The sequence below is a fragment of the Streptomyces tauricus genome (genome assembly GCF_014650955.1).
Classification (GTDB): Bacteria; Actinomycetota; Actinomycetes; order Streptomycetales; family Streptomycetaceae; genus Streptomyces; species Streptomyces tauricus.
In genome coordinates this window covers 1-21,581 of sequence record NZ_BMVY01000027.1, presented here as the reverse complement: position 1 = coordinate 21,581, position 21,581 = coordinate 1, and the positions used below count along the sequence as shown (strand labels likewise).

General features: G+C 71.9%; 14 protein-coding genes. 6 read left to right on the top strand and 8 right to left on the bottom strand.

What is annotated here, in order from left to right; all coding sequences use genetic code 11:
• Nucleotides 1-282: 282 nt before the first annotated feature.
• A complete protein-coding gene (locus IE278_RS30750; protein ID WP_189776722.1) occupies nucleotides 283-1,620 on the top strand; it encodes a S1 family peptidase in 1,338 nt (445 codons plus the stop codon).
• A 344-nt stretch (nucleotides 1,621-1,964) separates the two neighbouring features.
• Here the strand turns inward: IE278_RS30750 and IE278_RS30745 are convergent, their stop codons facing one another.
• Nucleotides 1,965-4,124, bottom strand: coding sequence for a SpoIIE family protein phosphatase (locus IE278_RS30745; RefSeq protein WP_373312120.1), 2,160 nt, complete (start codon nucleotides 4,122-4,124; stop codon nucleotides 1,965-1,967).
• A gap of 303 nt (nucleotides 4,125-4,427) precedes the next feature.
• On the opposite strand from IE278_RS30745, the gene IE278_RS30740 reads away from it, so the two are divergent.
• Together IE278_RS30740 and IE278_RS30735 are read left to right on the top strand one after the other, a co-directional pair.
• Nucleotides 4,428-6,896, top strand: coding sequence for a SpoIIE family protein phosphatase (locus IE278_RS30740; RefSeq protein WP_189776720.1), 2,469 nt, complete (start codon nucleotides 4,428-4,430; stop codon nucleotides 6,894-6,896).
• A gap of 83 nt (nucleotides 6,897-6,979) precedes the next feature.
• Nucleotides 6,980-7,483 (top strand): metallophosphoesterase family protein, encoded by a 504-nt coding sequence (locus tag IE278_RS30735; RefSeq protein ID WP_189776718.1) that lies wholly within the window; start codon nucleotides 6,980-6,982, stop codon nucleotides 7,481-7,483.
• A gap of 3 nt (nucleotides 7,484-7,486) precedes the next feature.
• On the opposite strand, the gene IE278_RS30730 is transcribed toward IE278_RS30735, so the two are convergent.
• The 6 genes from IE278_RS30730 to IE278_RS30705 are packed head-to-tail and all read right to left on the bottom strand — an operon-like array spanning nucleotide 7,487 to nucleotide 14,437.
• Nucleotides 7,487-8,590 carry an XdhC family protein gene (locus tag IE278_RS30730; protein WP_189776716.1) on the bottom strand — a complete coding sequence of 368 codons (1,104 nt, stop codon included), beginning with the start codon at nucleotides 8,588-8,590 and terminating at the stop codon, nucleotides 7,487-7,489.
• Entirely contained in the window at nucleotides 8,583-9,740 is a 1,158-nt protein-coding gene (locus IE278_RS30725; protein WP_189776714.1) for a vWA domain-containing protein, read from the bottom strand. The genes IE278_RS30730 and IE278_RS30725 overlap by 8 nt, the downstream gene beginning before the upstream one ends.
• Nucleotides 9,741-9,754: 14 nt before the next feature.
• The gene (locus IE278_RS30720; RefSeq protein WP_373312124.1) at nucleotides 9,755-10,696 is read right to left on the bottom strand and encodes an AAA family ATPase; all 942 of its coding nucleotides are present in this window, start codon (nucleotides 10,694-10,696) and stop codon (nucleotides 9,755-9,757) included.
• A 5-nt stretch (nucleotides 10,697-10,701) separates the two neighbouring features.
• Entirely contained in the window at nucleotides 10,702-11,562 is an 861-nt protein-coding gene (locus tag IE278_RS30715) for an FAD binding domain-containing protein (RefSeq protein ID WP_189776712.1), read from the bottom strand.
• Nucleotides 11,559-13,952, bottom strand: coding sequence for a xanthine dehydrogenase family protein molybdopterin-binding subunit (locus tag IE278_RS30710; RefSeq protein ID WP_189776710.1), 2,394 nt, complete (start codon nucleotides 13,950-13,952; stop codon nucleotides 11,559-11,561). The genes IE278_RS30715 and IE278_RS30710 overlap by 4 nt, the downstream gene beginning before the upstream one ends.
• Nucleotides 13,949-14,437: a (2Fe-2S)-binding protein gene (locus IE278_RS30705; RefSeq protein ID WP_189776708.1), complete on the bottom strand. Its 489-nt coding sequence runs from the start codon at nucleotides 14,435-14,437 to the stop codon at nucleotides 13,949-13,951. The genes IE278_RS30710 and IE278_RS30705 overlap by 4 nt, the downstream gene beginning before the upstream one ends.
• A 271-nt stretch (nucleotides 14,438-14,708) precedes the next feature.
• Here IE278_RS30705 and IE278_RS30700 point away from each other — a divergent pair, with 271 nt between their 5' ends.
• The 3 genes from IE278_RS30700 (at nucleotide 14,709) to IE278_RS30690 (ending at nucleotide 20,382) form a co-directional block, all read left to right on the top strand.
• Nucleotides 14,709-16,784 (top strand): elongation factor G, encoded by a 2,076-nt coding sequence (locus tag IE278_RS30700; RefSeq protein WP_189776706.1) that lies wholly within the window; start codon nucleotides 14,709-14,711, stop codon nucleotides 16,782-16,784.
• Nucleotides 16,785-16,897: 113 nt separating this feature from the next.
• Nucleotides 16,898-18,760: a cellulase family glycosylhydrolase gene (locus tag IE278_RS30695; protein ID WP_189776704.1), complete on the top strand. Its 1,863-nt coding sequence runs from the start codon at nucleotides 16,898-16,900 to the stop codon at nucleotides 18,758-18,760.
• A gap of 182 nt (nucleotides 18,761-18,942) precedes the next feature.
• On the top strand, nucleotides 18,943-20,382 hold the full coding sequence (locus IE278_RS30690; RefSeq protein ID WP_213089756.1) for a M6 family metalloprotease domain-containing protein: 1,440 nt from the start codon (nucleotides 18,943-18,945) through the stop codon (nucleotides 20,380-20,382).
• Between the two features lie 98 nt (nucleotides 20,383-20,480).
• Here the strand turns inward: IE278_RS30690 and IE278_RS30685 are convergent.
• On the bottom strand, nucleotides 20,481-21,581 hold a 1,101-nt coding region (locus IE278_RS30685), incomplete at its 5' end, for a cytochrome c oxidase subunit I (protein ID WP_189776701.1).

Below are 21,581 nucleotides of genomic sequence, written 5' to 3'. Positions count from 1 at the left end.
CGCCGACGACTTCACGTGCCGAGGCGTGCCGAAGTGCGCCGAGCGGGGGTGACGCCGTCCGTGCGGAGCCGGTCGGTATCCGTGGTGGTCAGCGTCATGGGGCCGCTGATCCCCGCCGCCGCGGCCCGTACATCCGGCGCGGCCGAATCGCGCTTTCGCAAAGGAAGTTGAGGAAGAGCGTTGAACGCCCCACGTGCCGCCTGCGTATCAACAGCCATCCAGGCGCCCGCAGTCAGCCGTCATCCGGCGGCTCGGACCCCCAGTCCCCAGGAGGTCAAGAAGTTGAGTCACAAGCGGATACCGAAGCGCAAGGCCGTCATAGCCGCAGGAAGCGTGGTCGCGCTCGGCGCGGCGGCACTCGTCCTGCCCAACGCGATGGCGTCCCAGACCGATGCGACGGAAGGTGCCGCCCCCAGAACGCTGAAGGCCGCGGACGCGTCTGACCTCGCCTCTCAACTGGCCGAACTGCTCGGTGAAGACTATGCCGGTGGGTATTACGACTCCGGCAAGCAGCAGCTCATCATCAACGTCGTGGGCGACAACAACAACATCATCCTGGCGGAGAAGAAGGGTGCGGTGGTCCGCCAGGTCGAGAACAGCACCGCCGAACTCAAGGCGGCGTCGCAGACACTGAAGGCCGACGCGACCATCCCCGGCACCTCCTGGGCCGTCGACCCCCGGACGAACAAGATCCAGGTCACCGCCGACAGCACCGTCACAGGTGCGAAGTGGGACCAGCTGGAGTCGACCGTCCAGACCCTCGGCGCGGGCGTGGCGACCATCAAGAAGTCCGCTGGTGAGTTCAAGACGTTCGTCGAGGGCGGCGACGCCATCTTCGGCGGCGGCGCGCGCTGCTCGCTCGGGTTCAACGTCGTCGCCGACGACGGCAGCCCCGCCTTCCTGACCGCGGGCCACTGCGGTGTCGCCGCCGCCGAATGGTCGGACGCGCAGGACGGCGCGCCGATCGGCACGGTCGAGGCCGCCACGTTCCCCGGTGCCGGTGACTTCGCGCTCGTCAAGTACGACGACCCGGCGACCGTGGCTCCCAGCACGGTGAACACCGGCGAGCAGAGCGTGGAGATCCTGGCGGCGGCGGATGCCGCAGTCGGTGAGACGGTCATCCGGATGGGCAGCACCACCGGTCTCAACGACGGTCAGGTCACGGGCCTCGACGCCACCGTGAACTACCCGGAGGGCACGGTCACCGGCCTCATCCAGACCAACGTCTGTGCCGAGCCCGGCGACAGCGGCGGTTCGCTCTTCACCGCGGAGGGCAGCGCGATCGGCCTGACCTCGGGCGGCAGCGGCGACTGCACCGTCGGCGGCGAGACGTTCTTCCAGCCGGTGACCACGGCGCTGGCCGCGGTGGGCGCGACGCTCGGCGCGGGTGACGCGGCCGGGGCCGGTGAGGAAGCGGGCGCAGGTGAAGAGGCCGGCGCGGGCGAGGAGGCTGGCGCCGGTGAGGAAGCGGGCGCTGGTGAGCAGGCCGGTGCCGGTGAGGAAGCCGGGGCCGGTGGTGACGCGGTCGGCGGTGACGCCGTCGGGGGCGAGGAGCAGGCCGGTGACGCCGGTCAGCAGGCGGGCGACGCGGCGGGTGATGGTTCGGGTCACGACCAGTGATCTGACCGTGTGCCCGTAGCGGAGCCGTTCGGAGCGGCCCGGTCCTCCGGCGGGAGGATCGGGCCGCTCCGTGTGTGGGGCCCTGGGGCGGGGGCCGTGCGGGCTGGCTGCGCAGCTCCCCGCGCCCCCTAACGGGGACCTGGCGTGTGGGCGCGGTAGCTTTCCCGGCTGCCGGTGGGGGTGTGGTGCGCAGTTCCCCGCGCCCCTTGCGGGGCCTCGGCGTGGGGGCGTGGTAGCAGGTGGCCCCGGGTCGGTGCTGGCCGCGCAGTTCCCCGCGCCCCTAACGGGGCCCGGTGTGTGGGTGCGGTAGCAGCCTGGCTCCTGGTGAGGGTGGGCCGCGCCCCTTATAGGCGCTTGGCGCGTAGGAGTAGTACCGCCACGTCGTCCAGGCGTTGGGTTGCCGTGCCGCTGTGGTGGACCAGGTTGTCGGCCACCTCGTCCAGGGGGCGGTCGCCGATCTCGGCGAGGAGTTCCGCGAGCCCCGCCAGCGCGTCCTCGATGTCGACGCCCCGGGACTCGATCAGCCCGTCGGTGTAGAGGGCGAGCAGCGAACCGGGCGGCAGCGCCACGTCGGTCGTCGGGTAGACGGCGTCCGCGTCGATGCCCAGCAGCGGACCGCCCGCCAGGTCGAGCACCCGCACCTTGCCGTCCGGCCTCCTCAGCAGCGGCGGCGGATGCCCCGCGCGGGCCATCACCAGCCGCCCGTGCGCCGGGTCGAGACGCAGATAGACACAGCTCGCGAACAACTCGGTGCCCAGGTCGATCAGCAGCCGGTTGGTGCTGCTCATGACCTCGCCCGGCGACTGGCCCACGGTCGTGTAGGCGCGTACGGCGGTACGGATCTGTCCCATCAGGCCCGCCGCCGTGACGTTGTGCCCCTGCACGTCCCCGATCACCGCGGCGGCCTCCGCCGTGGCCTCCGCGCCGGTCGGGACCAGGTCGTAGAAGTCCCCGCCGATCTCCATGCCCTGGGTGGCGGGCAGATAGCGGGCGGCGGCCTCGATACCGGGCAGCGACGGCAGCGAGTGCGGCAGCAGCGCGGCCTGCAGCCCGTGGGCCAGCCGGTGCTTCGCGTCGTAGAGGCGGGCCCGGTCGAGGGCCTGCGCGACGAGCCCGCTGAGGCTGGTCAGCACGGCACGCTCGTCGGCCGGGAAGGGATGCGGTTCGGTGTACGCGAGGACACACGTGCCGACCGGCCGCCCGGACGCGATGAGCGGCAGATACGCCCAGGCCGCCATGTCGCCCGCGGGCCGCTGGTCCGGATAGACCTGCGCCAGTTCACGGCGGGAGGCGAAGAAGGCCGGCACACCGCTGACCAGGGCGGTCGTACCGGGCGAGGGATCGCTGAGCTGCATCCCGTCGAACCGTTCCAGTTCCCGCGGGTCCGGATAGCCGCGCTGCCCGAGGACATGCAGCCGGCCCGCCTCCGAGCCGAGCATCACCAGCCCCTGGCTGCCCACGGCGGGGGCGATCTCGTCGGCGACGAGCTGCACCACGTCCTGCACACCCACCGCCTGGGTGAGCGCCCCGGCCAGGCTCAGCACCTGCGAGATGGACACGAGGCGTGTACCGGTCTCCCCGTGCTGGAAGGCCGCGGGACCCTCCCGCGCCACGGCCCTGGCCCGGGTGATGCGCACGCTCAGCCCGTTCGTACTGGGATAGAGGCGGAACGACAGCCAGTCCGAGGGGGGCCGCAGCGCCACGAACGACGTCGCCTGCTGGCTGAGCAGCGCGGCACGGTAGCGGTCCTCGTAGACCGGGTCGTTCAGCCAGGGCACCGACGCCCACAGCTGGGTGCCCAGCAGGGCGCTGACCGGCAGCCCCAGCAGTTCGGCCGAGGCCGCGTTGGCGAAGGTGATCCGCCCCCGCAGATCCAGCGCGCACAGCCCGTACGGCAGACGCGCCACCATCCGCGAGGCCTCGACCGTGCCGAGGGTGCCCGGCACATTAGCGAGCGGCGCGGGGGAGAGCAGATCGGGCTCGGGCCGGATCTGCCGGCCCGTCTCGTGGACACGCTCCAGCTGCGCCGCGAGCCCGTCGCAGGCGGCCGTCAGCTGCTCACGCTCCCGGTCCGACAGTTCCCCGGGGTGCGCGCCCGGCCAGGTCACGAAGATCGCCCCGTACGTGGCCCGGTCCGTCGCCACCGGCAGCGCGGCCAGCGCGAACGGATACGGCAGGACCACCGAGATCCGCGGATAGCGCCGGGCCATGTCCTGCTCGCCGCCCACCCACACGAGCCGCCGGTCACGCGCGGCCTCAGCCACCGGGACCGGCGCGCTCAGCCCCAGCCGCTCCCAGGGCGCCGCGAACGCCCGGGGCAGCCCGGCCATCACCGCCATCTCCAGCACCGGCTCGCCCGGCGTCAGCAGGTACACCGCGCCCGAGTGCGCCTGCACATCGTCCATGAGCGTGGCCAGGGTCAGGGAGAGCAACGGCCGGCCGACCGGCTCCGGGGCGGCCCGGGACGGCGGCCCGGACGCCTGCCAGTGGGACACGCCGACCACCTCCACCCTCGGGCACGCGAAGGAGCCCAGGGATCAAGGCTCCCCCGTGGGAGCGGTTCCCGCACGGCGAGGGTGCCCGGGTGCCCGGTGCACCACCGCGCCCGTGGCGGGCGCCCCCAGTGCCGGTTCCGCGCGCCGTTCTACGCAGCGTGACCCCTGTCGGCGGTATCCCCGGCAGGCCCCGGAAACTCTCCGTGACGCCGCCGAAGGGCCCACGGGAGGGGCCTCGTGGACGTCCGGCCGACGGGCCGCCCCACTTCGTGACGTTCACAGGGGCTGCGCCCACGTCCCGGAAGCGCTCTAATGACGGACGTGGTCAGTGAGGGCGATGCGGGACGCGGCACGAGAACGCTGCGTGCCGAACTTGCCCTCAAGGCGCTCCGCACGGACCTCGGCTCACCCGAACGGCTGCGGAGCGTGCTCGAACAGGCACTCGTGTACGGCGGTGCGAGCCTCGCCCTCGTGTACGCCCCGGGGGACCGTGGTGACCAGCTGTGTCTGATCGAGTCCGCGGGCGTCCCCCGGGCCCTGTACGGCGTCCGCGACAGCTACCCGCTCTCCGGCGGCTCACCCGCGGCCGACGCCTATCGCGCCGCGCAGCCCCTGTGGCTCGGCCCGGCGGAGCTGGCCGCGCTCCCCGGCGCCCGGCCCGCCCCGGCGGGGGACCACTGGCTGGCCGCCCTGCCGCTGCCCCCCGACCCGCGCGGCGGCGGCTGCCTGGTGGCCGTGAGCGAGAGCCCGGGCGGCTTCGACACCGAGGACCGCAAGTGCCTTGAGCTGTTCGCCGAGGCGGTCTCCTTCCCGCCCCCGTCCGGCACCGGCGACCCGGAGGAGCTGCCCAGCAGCTCCTTCAGCCTCGCCATGGACTCCGGCCGCGTCGAGGTCGACGACGAGATGCTGGAGCTGTTCGGACTCGTCCCCGACGACTTCGACGGCAAGGTCGAGACGCTGCTGAGCATGGCCGTGCCGGAGGACCTGCCCATGCTGATGTCCGTCGTGGAGGCCGACCACATCTCCGTCGGCGAGCGGGAGCTGGAGTTCCGCATCCTCCAGCCCTCCGGCGAGCAGCGCTGGCTGAGACTGCGCGCCCGGTTGCTGCCCGCCGCCGACGGCCGCCCGTCCCGGCTGGTGGGCACCGTCGCCGACGCCTCGAAGCTGCGCTCAGGCGGCAACGAGGTGGCCCGGGTCCAGCGGCTCGCCGCCGCCCTCGCCACCGCGGGCACCGTCCACGACGTGGGCCAGGCGGTCGTCACCGCTCTGCGCCGCCCCCTGAACGCCGACCGCATCGCCCTGGCCGAACTGGAGGGCGACCGGCTCGTCGTCACCGTCCTGGACCCGCCGGAGCCGGAGGCCTGGCCCGAGGTGTGGCGCACCGAGTGGCGCTCGGAGTGGCCCGACGCGCCCGTGCGCACCATGCCGACGCTGGAGGCCGCCCTGCGGGAGGGCCGCACGGCGCTCTGGCCCGCCGGCACCCCGCTGGAGCCCGCGCTGGCCGACGTGGGCCCCGGCGGGCTCGCGGTCCTGCCCCTGCCCGCCGGCGGCCGGATGGCCGGTGCCTGCCTCATCGGCTGGGACACCCCGCACGACTTCGGCCCCGACGAACGCGCCTTGCTCACCGCCTCCGCGGGTCTCGCGGGCCAGGCCCTGATGCGCGCCCACGCCTTCGACGCCGAACACGAACTCGTCGGCATGCTCCAGCGCACCCTCCTGCCGCGCAGGCTGCCGCCGCTGCCCGGTGCCGAGGCGGTCGCCCGCTATCTGCCCACCACGGCGGGCCTGGAGGTGGGCGGCGACTGGTACGACGTCATCCCGCTGCCCGACAACCATGTCGCCCTCGTCATCGGCGACGTCCAGGGACACAACGCCCAGGCCGCCACCCTGATGGGCCAGATGCGTACCGCCCTGCGCGCGTACGCCGTCGAGGGCCACCCCCCGGACGTGGTCGTCTCGCACGCCAACCGGCTCCTCATGGGCATGGAGACCGACCTCTTCGCCACCTGCTGCTACGTCGACGTGGACATGGCGGAGGGCACGGCCTGGTGCGTACGGGCCGGACATCTGCCGCCGGTCCTGCGGCACCCGGACGGCACCACCGACATCGTCGTCACGGAGGGCGGGCCGCCCCTCGGGGTCATCACCCAGGCCGACTTCCCGATGAGCCCGCTGCCGCTGCAGCCCGGCACCCTGATCGCCCTCACCACGGACGGCCTCGTCGAGTCCGCCGAACTCGAACTGGACGACGGCCTGGACCGGCTGGCCGGCCAACTGGCCGCCGCCGACCCCGCCCACCTAGGACTCGTCGCGGACGCCCTCCTCGCGGACGCCAACCGCAGCGACGACGTGGCCCTGCTCCTCATGCGCTACGACGGCCTGGACCTGCGGCCGCTGCGCGAGAGCTGGACCGTGTGGCGCGTCCCCGAGGCGGTCCGCCACGCCCGCCGCTTCACCCGGCGCGCCCTGCGTGGCTGGGGTGTCAGGGACGAACCCGACGCCGTCCTCCTGGTCGTCTCCGAACTCGTCACCAACGCCCTCGTGCACACCGAGGGCCAGGTCCGCCTCGACCTCACCCTCATCAACAACCGCATGCGCGTCGCCGTCGTCGACGCCTCACCGCGTTCCCCGATCAAGCCCACGAGCATCGGCTGGGAGGCCACCGGGGGCCGCGGCATACTGCTGGTCGAGGCCCTCTCCGCCACCTGGGGAACCGTTCCTGTCAGCGGCGGCAAACAGGTCTGGGCCGAACTCCCCCTGATCGAGCCCGTCGGCGACTGAGCGAGAAAACCGGGCGGCAAAGAGAACCGGCAAAGAGAACCGGCAGAGATCCGGCGACGATACCGAGCGAGGAGACTCACTCCATGCGCCTCCTCCTCATGTCCGACACCCACCTCCCCAAGCGCGCCAAGGAACTCCCCGCGCGGCTCCTCGACGAACTCCCGCGCGCCGACGTCGTGATCCACGCCGGCGACTGGGTGGACACCGCGACCCTCGACCTCCTGGAAAGCCGCTCGCACCGGTTCATCGGCGTGTACGGCAACAACGACGGCCCCGAGCTGAGGGCCCGCCTCCCCGAGATCGCCCGCGCCGACCTCGACGGCCTGCGCCTCGGGGTCGTCCACGAGACCGGCGCCGCCCAGGGCCGCGAACGCCGGTGCGCGGAACGCTTCCCCGACCTCGACGTCCTGGTCTTCGGCCACAGCCACATCCCCTGGGACACCACGACCGCCACCGGACTGCGCCTGCTCAACCCGGGCTCGCCCACCGACCGCAGACGCCAGCCGCACTGCACGTACATGACCGCGACGGTGACGGACGGCGGCCTCGACGACGTCGAACTGCACCGCCTGCCACCGCGCGCCTAGCCCTTACGGCCGTCGCGGGTGGATCTCCCCGTCGGTCGCCGCCAGCGGGGCGCCGCTGCCGCCCCAGCGCAGCGCGACGATCTCCGCGGCGACGGACACGGCCACCTCCTCGGGCGTACGGGCCCCGAGGTCGAGGCCGACCGGTGAGCGCAGCCGGGCCAGTTCGGCCGCGTCGAGCCCGCCGTCCCGCAGCCGCTTCATCCGGTCGTCGTGCGTACGCCGGCTGCCCATCGCCCCGATGTACGCGGCCGGGCGGCGTAGCGCCTCCTCCAGGAGCGGCACGTCGAACTTGGGGTCATGGGTGAGGACACAGATCACCGTCCGCTCGTCGGTGTCCGTCTTCTGCAGGAAGCGGTGCGGCCACTCGACGACGACCTCGACATCGCGCGGGAAGCGTTTCGGGGTGGCGAAGACGGGCCGCGCGTCGCACACCGTGACCCGGTAGCCGAGGAACGCGCCGATCCGCGCCACCGCCGCCGCGTAGTCGATCGCCCCGAAGACCAGCATGCGCGGCGGGGGAGCGAAGGAGTGCAGGAAGACCGTCACCGCGTCCTCGCGCCGCTCACCGTGCGGTCCGTAGTGCCGCCTGCCGGTGGCGCCCAGGGCCAGTTCGCCTCGCGCGTCGGCGGTCACGGCCACGTCCAGGCCCGTCGTGCCGAGCGTGCCGGACACCTCGTCCGCCCAGACGGCGAGGGTCGCGCCGCGCTGTGCCGGGCCGTCGATCACCGTCGCCACGGTCACCGGGCGGCCCGCGGCCACCGACTCCGCGACCGCCCCGAAGGACGGATCGAGGGCGGCCGTCACGGGCCGTACGAGGAGGGTGATCTCCCCGCCGCAGGTCAGCCCGACGGCGAACGCGTCCTCGTCGCTGTACCCGAAGGTCTCAAGCCGGGGCTCGCCCGACGCGACGACCTCCTGGGCCAGTTCGTAGACCGCGCCCTCTACACAGCCGCCGGACACACTGCCCACGACCTCGTCACCGGGTCCGACGGCCATGGACGCGCCGGGGTCCCGGGGCGCGCTCCGGCTGACGTCGACGACGGTGGCGAGCCCGAAGGGGGAGCCCTCCGCGTACCACCGGCCCAGCGCCAGGAGGATCTCACGCATCGTCCGCTCCTCTCACCACCGCGGCCAGACGTTCCAGCGCGGCCAGACTGTGGCCCTCGACGAACGCGTCGACGCTCGGCAGCGCCGCCGCCATTCCGGCGGCCAGGGGCGCGTATCCGGGGCGGGCCTTGCGCGGATTGGCCCAGATCACCCGGTGCGCCAGCCGGTGCAAGCGTCGCATCTGGACGGCGAGGGGTTCCGGATCGCCACGCTCCCAGCCGTCGGACAGCACGACGACCACCGCGCCGCGCGCCATGCCGCGCTGCCCCCACCGGTCGAGGAAGTCCCGCAGCAGCTCACCGAGCCGGGTGCCGCCGCGCCAGTCGGGTACGGCCGCCGCGACCGCGGCCAGCGCGGTGTCGGGGTCGCGGTGCGCCAGCTCACGGGTCACCCGCGTCAGCCGTGTCCCGATGGTGAAGACCTCCGTGCGCACCCGGCCGCCGTGCGCGGCGGCGTGCGCGAACCGCAGCAGCGCGTCCGCGTACGCCGCCATCGAACCGCTCACGTCCACCAGCAGCACCACCCGCCGCGGCCGCTCGGCCCGCGCCCGCCGCAGGGGAGGCGCGGGCTCGCCGCCCCGCCGCAGCATCTCCCGCACGGTACGCCGGGGATCGACGACCCCCTTCCGGGCCGGCCGCAGCCGCGCGGTCCGCCGGGGCTCGCCGCGCAGCGCGAACACCGCGAGCAGCCGCCGCAGCTGACCCCGCTCCACCTCGGTGAGTCCCGCGAAGTCCCGGTGCCGCAACACCTCGGCCGAACTGGCGAGCACCGCCGCGGGCCCGGCCTCCCGCTCGCCCGCACCGCCGGTACGGGGAACAGGTCCGGCCTCCTGCACGGCCACCCGCAGCCGCGTGGCGGGAGCGGCGCGTACCGCCCGGCCCCCGGGCCTCGCGCCCCCGAAGTAGGCGGCGAACACCCGGTCGTACCGCTCCAGATCGTCCCGGCTCCCGCACAGGGTGAGCCGCCCCGACCAGTACATGTCGGACCGCACCCCGGGCCGCAGCACAGCGAGCGCGCCGATCAGGGCCTGGACGCGATCGGGTCCCGCGTCGACCCCGGCGGCCCGCAGGGCGCGGGCGAAGCCCACCAGCACGGCGGGCGCGTCCACACCTGACAGGGCGGACGCGTCGACAGCCTCTCGCGCGCTCATGTCCATGTCGCGACTCACGCCCCACGCACCGCGAGCAGCGCCGTCAGGTCGAGGCCGCGGGCCCGCTCCAGGTCCTCCCGGTACTTCAGCACCGACCCCAGTGTGGCCACCGCCAGCTCCGCGTCGGCCTCCGTGGCACCCAGCGCGGCCATCGCCTCCGCCCAGTCGATGGTCTCCGCGACTCCTGGCGGCTTGACCAGCTCCTGCGCCCGCAGGGCCTGCGCGAGGGCGGTCACCTGCTCGGTGAGCCGCGCCGAAGCAGCCGGCACCCGCCGCCGCACGATGGCGAGTTCACGGGCGAAGCCCGGATGGTCGAACCAGTGGTAGAGGCAGCGCCGCTTCAGCGCGTCGTGCACCTCACGGGTCCGGTTGGAGGTGAGCACCACGACCGGCGGCGACTGCGCGCGCAGGGTGCCGAGTTCGGGGATCGTCACCGTGTACTCGGACAGCAGCTCCAGCAGGAAGGCCTCGAACTCGTCGTCGGCGCGGTCGATCTCGTCGACGAGCAGCACACACGACTGGGTCTCCAGAGCCCGCAGCAGCGGCCGGGCGATCAGGAACCGCCGCCCGTACAGCTCGTCCTCCAGCCGGTCGGCGTCGGTGACACCGGCCGCCTCGGCCGCCCGCAGGTGCAACAGCTGGCGCGGGAAGTCCCAGTCGTACAGCGCCTGGGAGGCGTCGATGCCCTCGTGGCACTGGAGGCGGATCAGCGGAGCGTCCAGGGCGGTGGCGAGAGCTGACGCCAGCGCGGTCTTCCCCACGCCCGCGTCGCCCTCGCAGAAGATCGGCCGACGCAGCCGCAGGGCCAGGAAACAGGCGACCGCCAGCCCGTCGTCGACGAGATACCCGCTCTGTTCGAGCCGGACCCGCACCTCGTCGGGCCCGGCCGGCCAGCCGGGCCGGCCGCCGCCCCCGCCTTCGGCCGCGCCCCCGTCCCGCGGCTCCTCGCGTGCGATCGGCCTCACCCCATCCCCGCGGCGGCCAGCACCGAGCGCCGCGTGAGCACCCGCGCCAACTGCGCCCGGTACTCGGCGGAGACGCCCGGTTCGGCGGCCGGCCGTGTCCCCTCGGCCGCCGACTGCGCGGCCCGCGCCACCCCGTCAGGGTCCGCGCCCGCCAGCGCCTCCTCGGCGGCGGAGGCCCGCAGGGGAGTGGAGCCCATGTTGGTGAGGCCGATCCGGGCCTCCGCGATGTGGCCGTCCTCGCGTCGCACGAGTGCCGCCACCCCGACCATGGCCCAGGCCTGCGCCACCCGGCTGAACTTCTCGTAGTGGAAACCCCAGCCGTCGGACTCGCCGGTCTTCGGAACCCGCACCTCCACCAGCAACTCGTCGGGCCGCAGGGCGGTCTGGAGGAAGTCGACGAAGAACTCCCCCGCCGGGACGACCCGTTGGCCTTCCGGCCCGACCGCGACCAGTTCCGCGTCCAGCGCGAGCGCCACCGCGGGCAGGTCGCCGCCGGGATCGGCATGGGCGAGCGAGCCGCCGAGGGTGCCCCGATGGCGTATGGCCGGGTCGGCGACCGTGGCCGCCGCCGCGGCCAGGAGGCCCGCGTGCCGGCGTACCAGCGGGTCGGCGATGACGTCGTGGTGGGTGGTCAGCGCGCCGATGACCAGCGCCTCGCCCTCTTCGCGGACCCCGCGCAGCCCGGGGATCCGGCCCACGTCGACGACCAGTTCCGGGAAGGCGAGCCGCATCCTCAGCAGCGGCAGCAGGCTCTGCCCGCCGGCGAGGACCTTCGCGTCCTCGCCCGCGTCGGCGAGCGTGCGTACGGCGTCCTCGACGCTGCGGGGCCGGGTGTACTCGAAGGCCGGAGGAATCATGACCGCTCCGCCCCTTCCCACCCGGACCGGTCCGACTGCGCGGACCGCAGGGCCTCCCAGACGCGCCCCGGTGAGCAGGGCATCCGCACGTCGTGGACGCCCAGCGGCCGCAGCGCGTCCACGATCGCGTTGACGACGGCGGGTGTGGAGGCGATCGTCCCCGCCTCCCCGACTCCCTTGACACCCAAGGGGTTCGAGGTGGCGGGCGTCTCCGTGCGGTCGGTCGTGAACTCGGGCAGGTCCGGCGCGCCCGGCACCAGATAGTCGGCCATCGTGCCCGACACGAGGTTGCCCTCGTCGTCGTACACGGCCTCCTCGTAGAGCGCCTGCGCGATGCCCTGGGCGAGCCCGCCGTGCACCTGTCCTTCGACGATCACCGGGTTGATCACCTTGCCGACGTCGTCCACGCAGACGTAACTGCGGATCGACGTCCGCCCGGTCTCCGTGTCGATCTCGACCGCGCACAGATGGGTGCCGTGCGGGTAGGAGAAGTTCTCCGGGTCGAGCAGGTGCTCGGCGTTGATGGTCGGCTCCATGCCGTCGGGCAGGTCGTGCGAGGAGAACGTCTCGAAGGCGACCTCCTGGATCGTCCGGCGCTCCTCGGGCGACCCCTTCACCGAGAACACCCCGTCCGTGAACTCCAGGTCGCGCTCGTCGGCCTCCAGCAGATGCGCGGCCACCTTCCGCGCCTTGTCGACCACCTTCTCCGCCGCGTGATGCACGGCCGCGCCCCCGACGACCAGCGACCGCGACCCGTACGTGTCCATGCCCTGCGGCGCCGACCTGGTGTCGCCGTGCACGACCTCCACGTCCTCGAAGGGCACCCCGAGCACATCGGCGGCGATCTGGCTCCAGCAGGTCTCGTGCCCCTGCCCGTGCGGACTGGTCCCGGTGACCACCTCGACCTTGCCGGTGGGCAGCATCCGGATGCTCGCCGCCTCCCAGCCGCCGGCCGCGTACCGCAGATCCCGCAGCACCCGGCTCGGCGCGAGCCCGCACATCTCGGTGTACGTGGACACCCCGATGCCGAGCCGCACCGAGTCACCGCTCTCGTTGCGCTTGGCCTGCTCGGCCCGCAGCTCGTCGTACCCGAACAGGGCGAGCGCCTTGTCGGTGGCGGCCTCGTAGTTGCCGCTGTCGTAGGTCAGCCCCGAGATGGACGTGTACGGGAACTCCTCGTGCCCGATCCAGTTCCGGCGCCGCAACTCCACCGGATCGAGGCCCACTTCGACGGCCAGCTCGTCCATGATCCGCTCAATGGCGTACGTGGCCTCCGGGCGCCCCGCACCCCGGTACGCGTCCGTGGGCGTCCGCGTCGTGAACACCCCCGTACAGGTGAAGTCGTAGGCGTCCATCTTGTAGATCGCCGGATACATGAAGGCGCCGAGGATCGGGATACCCGGCGTGACGAGCATCAGATACGCGCCCATGTCGGCGAGCAGGTCGACCTTCAGACCGAGCAGCCTGCCCTCGCGCGTCGCGGCGACCTCGATGTCCTGGATCTGGCCCCGCCCGTGATGGGTGGCGAGATAGCCCTCGGAGCGGGACTCGGTCCACTTGACGGGCCGGCCCAGGCGCCGGGCGAGGTCGAGGGCGATGACCTCCTCGCCGTACACCTGCAGTTTGGAGCCGAAACCGCCGCCGACGTCGGGGGCGACCACCCGGAGTTTGTGCTCGGGGACACCGGTGACCATGGCGAGCATCACGCGCAGGACGTGCGGGATCTGGGTGGCCGAGTACACGGTGTACTCGCCGGACGTGGCGAGCGGGGTGACGACGACCGACCGCGGTTCCATGGCGTTGGGGATGAGCCGCTGCTGGTGGTAGCGGCGGCGCAGGACGACATCGGCGCGTTCCCTGACCGTCTCGTACCTCTCGCCCGTGGCCAGCGGCCAGACGAAGCAGCGGTTGGTCCCCTTGTCCGCGTGGACCAGTGACGCGTCGTTTGCGAGCGCGGCCTCCAGGTCGAGCACCGGGGGCAGCGGTTCGTAGTCGACCTCGACCGCTTCCAGCGCGTCGGCGGCCGTGTACCGGTCGCGGGCCACGACGACCGCCACCGGATCGCCCGCGTACCTGACCTCGTCGACCGCCACGGCCGGATGGCCGGGCAGCACGATGTCCTCGGTCACCGGCCACGCGCACGGCAGCGAGGCCAGCTCCGCGAAGTCGCGGCCGGTGAACGCGGCGACGACACCGGGCCGTTCGAGGGCGGGCGTGACGTCGACCCGCTCGATGCGGGCGTGGGCCATCGGGCTGCGCAGGATCGCCAGGTGCAGCAGGCCGGTGACGCCGATGTTGTCGGTCCAGGTGGTCTGTCCGGTGACGAGCCGGGCGTCCTCCTTGCGCGGGCGGGACCGTCCGACCTCGCGCTCGCCGGTCCGCTCGCTCATGGGGCCACCTCCTGGGCCGAGGGCTCGGTGGCGCCCGCCGCGTCGAGGACCGCGCGCACGATGTTCTGGTAGCCGGTGCAGCGGCAGAGGTTGCCCTCCAGGGCGTGGCGTACGTCGTCCGCGCTCGGCGCCGGGTTCTCCCGGAGAAGGCCGCGCGCGGCCATGATCATGCCGGGGGTGCAGTATCCGCACTGCAGGGCGTGCCGCTCGTGGAACGCCTTCTGGAGGGGATGCCACTCCCCGTTCACCGCGAGCCCCTGGACGGTGGTCACCTCGCTCCCGTCGGCCTGGACCGCGAGCACCGAGCAGCTCTTCGCGGTCGCTCCGTCCAGGTCGACCGTGCAGGCCCCGCAGTTGGAGGTGTCGCAGCCAACGGGGGTGCCGGTCAGGCCCAGCCGGTCACGCAGGTAGTGGACCAGCAGAAGACGGGGTTCGACGTCGTCCTCGTACTTCGTGCCGTCCACCGTCACCGAGATTCGGGTCATGTGCCCTCCCAGGGAACCGCGCGAGGGTGCGTGGGAAATCAGCCACCGGACGTGATGGGCGTCACTCTAGGACTGTGTTCCGGGAGGGGCGAGTGCCATGACAGGCCTTTGTTGAGCGTTAATCCGTTGCCGCCGGACGCCACCGCCTGCTGCACTGCACGGGATCAGCCGCAAGGCACTGTCGTCGTCCGGGATCAAGGAGCAGCAATGCGCGCATCTTTCATGTCCGCCCAGGAAGGAATCCCCCTCATCACAAAGGACATGACACGCGGTGCACGCACTGAACCTGGGCATTCTGGCCCATGTCGACGCAGGTAAGACCAGCCTGACCGAGCGGCTGCTGCACACCGTCGGGATCATCGACGAGATCGGCAGCGTCGACGACGGCAGCACACAGACCGACTCCCTCGCGCTGGAAAGACAGCGTGGCATCACCATCAAGTCCGCCGTCGTCTCCTTCGAGATCGACGACGTCACGGTCGACCTCATCGACACTCCCGGCCACCCGGACTTCATCGCCGAGGTGGAGCGGGTGCTGGGCGTACTCGACGGCGCGGTGCTCGTGATCTCGGCCGTGGAGGGCGTCCAGGCGCAGACCCGCGTCCTGATGCGGACGCTGCGGCGGCTGCGCATCCCGACCCTGATCTTCGTGAACAAGATCGACCGTCGCGGCGCCGACACGGACCGCGTGCTGCGGAGCGTCGCCGAACGGCTCACCCCGGCGATCGTGCCGATGGGCCTGGTCGACGGCCTCGGCACGCGCGCCGCCCGGGCGATCCCGCACACGGGGGCCGGAACGGGTACGGATACGGGTACGGCCGCCCTGCTCGACGTCCTGGCGGCGCACGACGACGAACTCCTCGCCTCGTACGTCGAGGACGACACGGTCCCGTACCGCCGGCTCCGCGCGGCGCTCGCCGAACAGACCGGGCGGGCGCGGGTCCATCCGGTCTTCTTCGGCTCCGCCATGACGGGCGCGGGTGTGGACGACCTGATCTCCGGTATCAGGGACCTGCTGCCGGCCGCCGGGGGCAGGCCCGACGGCCCGGTGTCCGCAAGCGTGTTCAAGGTCGAGCGGGGACCGGCGGGGGAGAAGATCGCGTACGTGCGGATGTTCTCGGGGACCGTCCGCACGCGGGATCTGCTGACGTTCGGCGACGGCGGCGAGGGCGTCCTCCGCCAGGGCAAGGTCACCGCGATCGACGTCTTCGAGCGGGGCTCGGCCCGGCGGGAGACGTCCGTGACCGCCGGGCGGATCGGCACGCTCCGGGGCCTCGCCGACGTCAGGATCGGCGACACCATCGGCGTACCGGGCGAGCAGTCGGGAGACCCGGCGGGGACGGCGGGGACGCTGAGGTCATCGGGACCAGGGGGATCAGCGGGGCCGGCGGGGCCGCAGCACTTCTCGCCGCCCACGCTCGAAACGGTCGTCGTCCCGAGCCGGCCCGGCGACAAGGGCGCCCTGCACACCGCCCTGACCCAGCTCGCCGAGCAGGACCCGCTGATCGACCTGCGGTACGACGAGACGCGGCAGGAGATCTCCGTGTCCCTCTACGGAGAGGTGCAGAAGGAGGTCGTCCAGGCGACCCTCGCCGACGAGTTCGGCCTCGACGTCGGCTTCCGCGAGACGACGACGATCTGCGTCGAGCGGCCCGTCGGCAGCGGAGAGGCGGTCGAGTTCAACGGCAAGGACGCCAACCCGTTCCTCGCCACCGTCGGACTGCGCGTCGACCCGGCGCCGGTCGGCTCCGGCGTGGAGTTCCGGCTGGAGGTCGAACTCGGGGGCATGCCGTACGCCTTCTTCAAGGCCGTCGAGGACACCGTGAAGGAGGTACTGGACCAGGGAATCCACGGCTGGCAGGTCACCGACTGCACGGTCACGATGACGCACTCCGGCTACTCGCCCCGGCAGAGCCACGCGCACCAGGGCTTCGACAAGAGCATGTCGAGCACGGGCGCGGACTTCCGCGGCCTCACCCCGCTCGTCCTCATGGACGCGCTGCGCCGGGCCGGCACCCAGGTGTACGAGCCGATGCACCGCATCCGCCTCGAAGCCCCCGCGGACACGCTGGGCGCGCTCCTTCCGGTCCTCGCCGGACTGCGGGCCGTGCCGCAGGTGACGGAGACCCGGGGCGGGGCGTGCGTACTGGAGTGGTCGATTCCCGCGGCACAGGTGCACGAACTGGAGCAGCGCCTGCCGGGGCTGACCCGGGGCGAGGGCGAACTGGAGGCGGCCTTCGACCACTACGCGCCGGTCGGCCGCTGCCACATCCCTCAGCGGCCGCGCACCGACCACAATCCCCTCAACCGCAAGGAGTACCTCCTCAATGTGACCCGGCGGGTCTGAACCCGAACCGGCCCGGAGGCGGACGAGTACCACAACAACCTTCCGGAAAAGGTGACTTACTCTCAGGTCAGGAACCTTGACGGGCCGAAGAGACGCACGGGACTGTTGTGAACATGTCGAAGTTGCGTGCGCATCTGCTCGGCGTCCTCGTCCTTGTGACCGGTCTCCTGTCGACCGCGGGAGCCCCGTCCGCCACCGCCCTCCCGGACGACCTGTGGTTCGACCCGGCCGCCGCCGCGACCCTCACGGTCCACAACGGCCGCTTCACCGACGGGCTCGGCCGCGAGGTCGTGCTGCGCGGCTACAACGTCTCCGGCGAGACGAAGCTGGCGGAGAACCGCGGCCTGCCGTTCGCCTCGGTCGCCGACGCCAGGAAGTCGGCGACCGCGCTGCGCGCCCTCGGCGGCGGCAACTCGGTGCGCTTCCTGCTCTCCTGGGCGTACGCCGAACCGGTGCGCGGCCAGGTGGACACCGCCTACCTCGCCGCGGCCACGGCCCAGATGGGCGCCTTCCTGGACGCCGGGATCAAGATCTACCCCGACTTCCACCAGGACCTCTACTCGCGCCACCTCTTCGACCCCGACAGCTGGTACACGGGCGACGGCGCCCCCAAGTGGGCCGTCGACGCGGGCGACTACCCGGACGAGTACTGCGGCATCTGCCCCTTCTGGGGCCAGAACATCACCTCGAACGCGGCCGTCACGGAGGCGACGTACGACTTCTGGCACAACGCCCACGGCCTCCAGGACGCCTTCCTCACCACCGCGCAGACCACCATGGCGTACGTCGAACAGCACCTGAGCGACGCCCAGTTCGCGGGCGTCGTCGGCTTCGACCCGTACAACGAGCCGCACGCCGGCGTCTACGACTCGGGGCAGACGAGCCGGGCGTGGGAGAAGGACGTGCTCTGGCCGTTCTACGTGAAGTTCCGGGCGCGGATGGACGCGGCGGGCTGGCAGGACAAGCCCGCCTTCGTGGAACCGAACCTCTTCTGGAACGCCAACATCGACTTCCAGAAGCAGGAGGGCGGCCTCCTCGACTCGGGCACCTTCGGCCCGCGCTATGTCTTCAACACCCACTTCTACGACCAGAAGGCGATCTCGGGCGTCTTCATGTGGGGCAAGGCGGAGAACGGGCAGTACGTGGGCGACTTCGGCACCGTGCGCGACCGGGCCGCCGCCACCGGCACGGCGGCGGTCGTCAGCGAGTTCGGCCACCCCCTCGCCGGCACCGTCTCCGACAAGGCGCCGACCGTCCTCAAAGCCATGTACCAGGCCCTCGACTCCCGCGTGAAGGGCGGCAGTTGGTGGACCAGTCCCACCCAGTCGGGCCCCGTCCTGTCCGGCTCCCAGTGGCAGTGGGACATCTACAACGGCCGCCACCACGAGCTGATGAACGGCAACCCCGACAAGGTGCTCACCGCCGGTGACGCCTGGAACGACGAGGACCTCTCCGCCGTACGCCTCGACGACTCCGGGGCGGCCGTGCTGCGCCAGGACGCCCGGCTCCTCGACCGCGTCTACCCGAGCGCCACGGCGGGCAGGACGGTCGCCTTCACCTACGAGGACCGATCACGGGACGGCTCCACCACCCTCACCTGGAACCCCGTCCCCAACTCCCTGCCGCGCGTGGCCGAACTGGTCGGCTCCGGCCAGTACGCGCTCCACGTGTGGCGCTCGGACGGCAGCGCCGAGCCCACCGAACTGCACCTTCCCGCCTCCTTCCCGACCGCCTCCACGACGGTCGTCTCGGACCTCGGGGTGACGGCCTCGCCGCCCGCGTACACCAGGACCACACCGATCGCGGCCGCGCGCGAACCGGGCAGCACGGGCAGTCGCCGACTCCTGCTGACCGCCGCGGACTCGGGCGTCCTGCACTACGCCCTGGTCACCAACGGCGCGACGGCCCCGTCCACGACGCTGCTCGACGCGGCACGCACGGAGCTGGCGAACTGGGCGGCCACGAGACTGGGTTGACGGCGGCCCAGGGGCGGGACGGGGGAGTTCCGCTTCACCGGCCCCAACGACCGCGCTCCGGAAGGACGTTGACAGCGGGGGCACCCCCGGATATGAGAGGGCGTACGGCCTCATCAGGGCCGGTTTCTTCTGGATCCTCCGTATCCGGCAAAGAGGGGTTCGTCCCCTGAAGGGGGTGCCTGATGCGTCATACGCTCAGCCCTGTACGACCGGCCCACGACTGTGCCGCCGCCTGCCCCGTACCGCTGTCGCCGCAAGCCCTGGCACAGCTGTACGCCCGCTATCTCGAACTGCGCAAAGAACGCCGCCTGCCCAGGAACACGACCTTCGAGGAGTACTACTCCGTCTGGCGCGCGGGCCGACGGGGCGAGAACCTCGTCGGTCTCGACGACGGGGCGATCGACTCGGGCCCCAGCACCGACAAGCAGCTGATCACCCGCCCCGCCGCCCAACTCCGGGGCACGGTCAGGACACTGGTGCTGCTCGTCGACTTCCCCGACCAGCCGCACGAGGCCGACCACGGCCCCGGCCACTACGACAGCATGCTCTTCGGCCTGGACGAGTTCCCGACCGGCAGCATGCGCTCCTTCTACCGCCAGGTCAGCGGCTTCGACACCTCGCCCAGTACCGGCATCGACATCCAGGGCGCGGTGCACGGCTGGTTCCGGATGCCGCAGCCGCTGTCGTTCTACGCCGACGGCAACTCGGGCATGAACGCCAACTTCCCACGCAACACCCAGGGGCTGGCGCGCGACGCCGTACTGGCGGCGCGTGCCGCCGGGGTCGACTTCACGTCCTTCGACGCGCTCGGCGAGGGTGTCGTCACCGCGCTGTTCATCATCCATGCCGGACGCGGCGCCGAGCAGACGACCCAGCGCGGGGACCTGTGGAGCCTCAAGTGGACGATCCCCGACGGGGTCGAGGTCGCGCCGGGCCTGTCGGTCCGCACGTTCCTGACCGTGCCCGAGGACTGCGCCGTCGGCGTCTGCGCCCATGAGTGGGGGCACCTCGCGGCGCGCTGGGCCGACTACTACGACACCGGACAGCAGCAGTTGACCCGGTCGGCCGGGCTCGGCAACTACTGCCTCATGGCGGGTGGTTCCTGGGGCAACGGCGGACTCACCCCGGTGTTCCCGACGGCCATGCTGCGGATGTTCCACGGCTGGATCGAGCCGCAGGTGGTGAACAAGACCACCCGCGACATCAGGCTGCGGCCCGCCGCGGAGGACGGCGGCGCGGTGTTCGTCCAGAACCCCGAGACGATGTCCGACAGCCAGTACATCCTCGTCGAGTACCGGCGCCGGCGCGGGCAGGACGCCTTCCTGCCCGACGAGGGGGTCGCCGTGTACGTCGTCGACGAGTCGATCGACAACGTCAACGACGAGCAGAACCTCGCCATAGAGCTCCTCCAGGCCGACGGCAAGGGCGACCTCTCGCGGATGTTCGGCCGGGGCAACCGGGGGGACAGCGACGACCTGTACCCGTTCGGGGACAGGAACACGGTCGGCGAAAAGACGGAACCCCCACTCGACCTGCCCGACGGCAAGTGGACGGGAGTCACCGTCGAAACGGTGGGCACGCCGGGGGCCGACGAGCTGACGGTCCACATCACGGTGACCTGACCGCCGGACACACCAACCGCCGGGCACGTCCTCGGGTGCACCCCGGTGGGGTGCCCTGCGCAGTTCCCCGCGCCCTTGAAGGGGCGCGGGGAACTGGGTCATCCATCGCGGTCACCGAGCACCCCATGGTGCAGATCGAATGCCGGTGACTCCGAACGAATACGCGGCAGGACGACGAAGTTGTGCCGCGGCGGCGGGCAGGACGTGGCCCACTCCAGCGAACGGCCGAACCCCCACGGATCGTCGGCCTCGACCTTCGCGCCGTACTTCGCCGTCTTCCAGATGTTGTAGAAGAACGGCAGCAGGGACAGCCCGAGGACAAAGGAGAAAATGCTGGAGACCGTGTTGAGGAACGTGAGCCCTTCCACGGCCAGATAGTCGGGAATCCGCCGCTGCATCCCGTTCGTGCCCAGCCAGTGCTGAACGAGGAACGTCCCGTGGAAGCCGATGAACAGCGTCCAGAAGGTGATCTTTCCGAGGCGTTCGTCGAGCATCTTGCCGGTGAACTTCGGCCACCAGAAGTGGAAGCCGGAGAACATCGCGAAGACGACCGTGCCGAAGACCACGTAGTGGAAGTGCGCCACCACGAAGTACGAGTCCGAGACGTGGAAGTCCATCGGCGGCGAGGCCAGGATGACACCGGTCAGACCACCGAAGGTGAAGGTGATCAGGAAGCCGGTGGCCCACAGCATCGGCGTCTCGAAAGAGAGCGAGCCCCGCCACATGGTGCCGATCCAGTTGAAGAACTTCACGCCGGTCGGCACGGCGATGAGGAACGTCATGAAGGAGAAGAACGGCAGCAGCACACCGCCGGTGACGTACATGTGGTGCGCCCACACCGTCACGGACAGACCCGCGATGGCGATGGTCGCGCCGATCAGGCCCATGTAGCCGAACATCGGCTTGCGGGAGAAGACCGGGATGACCTCGCTGATGATGCCGAAGAACGGCAACGCGATGATGTACACCTCCGGATGCCCGAAGAACCAGAACAAGTGCTGCCACAGCAACGCCCCACCATTCGCGGCATCGAAGATATGGGCCCCGAATTGCCGATCCGCCTCCAGCGCGAACAGCGCGGCGGCGAGCACGGGGAAGGCGAGCAGCACCAGGACCGCGGTGAGCAGCACGTTCCATACGAAGATCGGCATACGGAACATCGTCATGCCGGGGGCGCGCATGCAGATGATGGTGGTGAT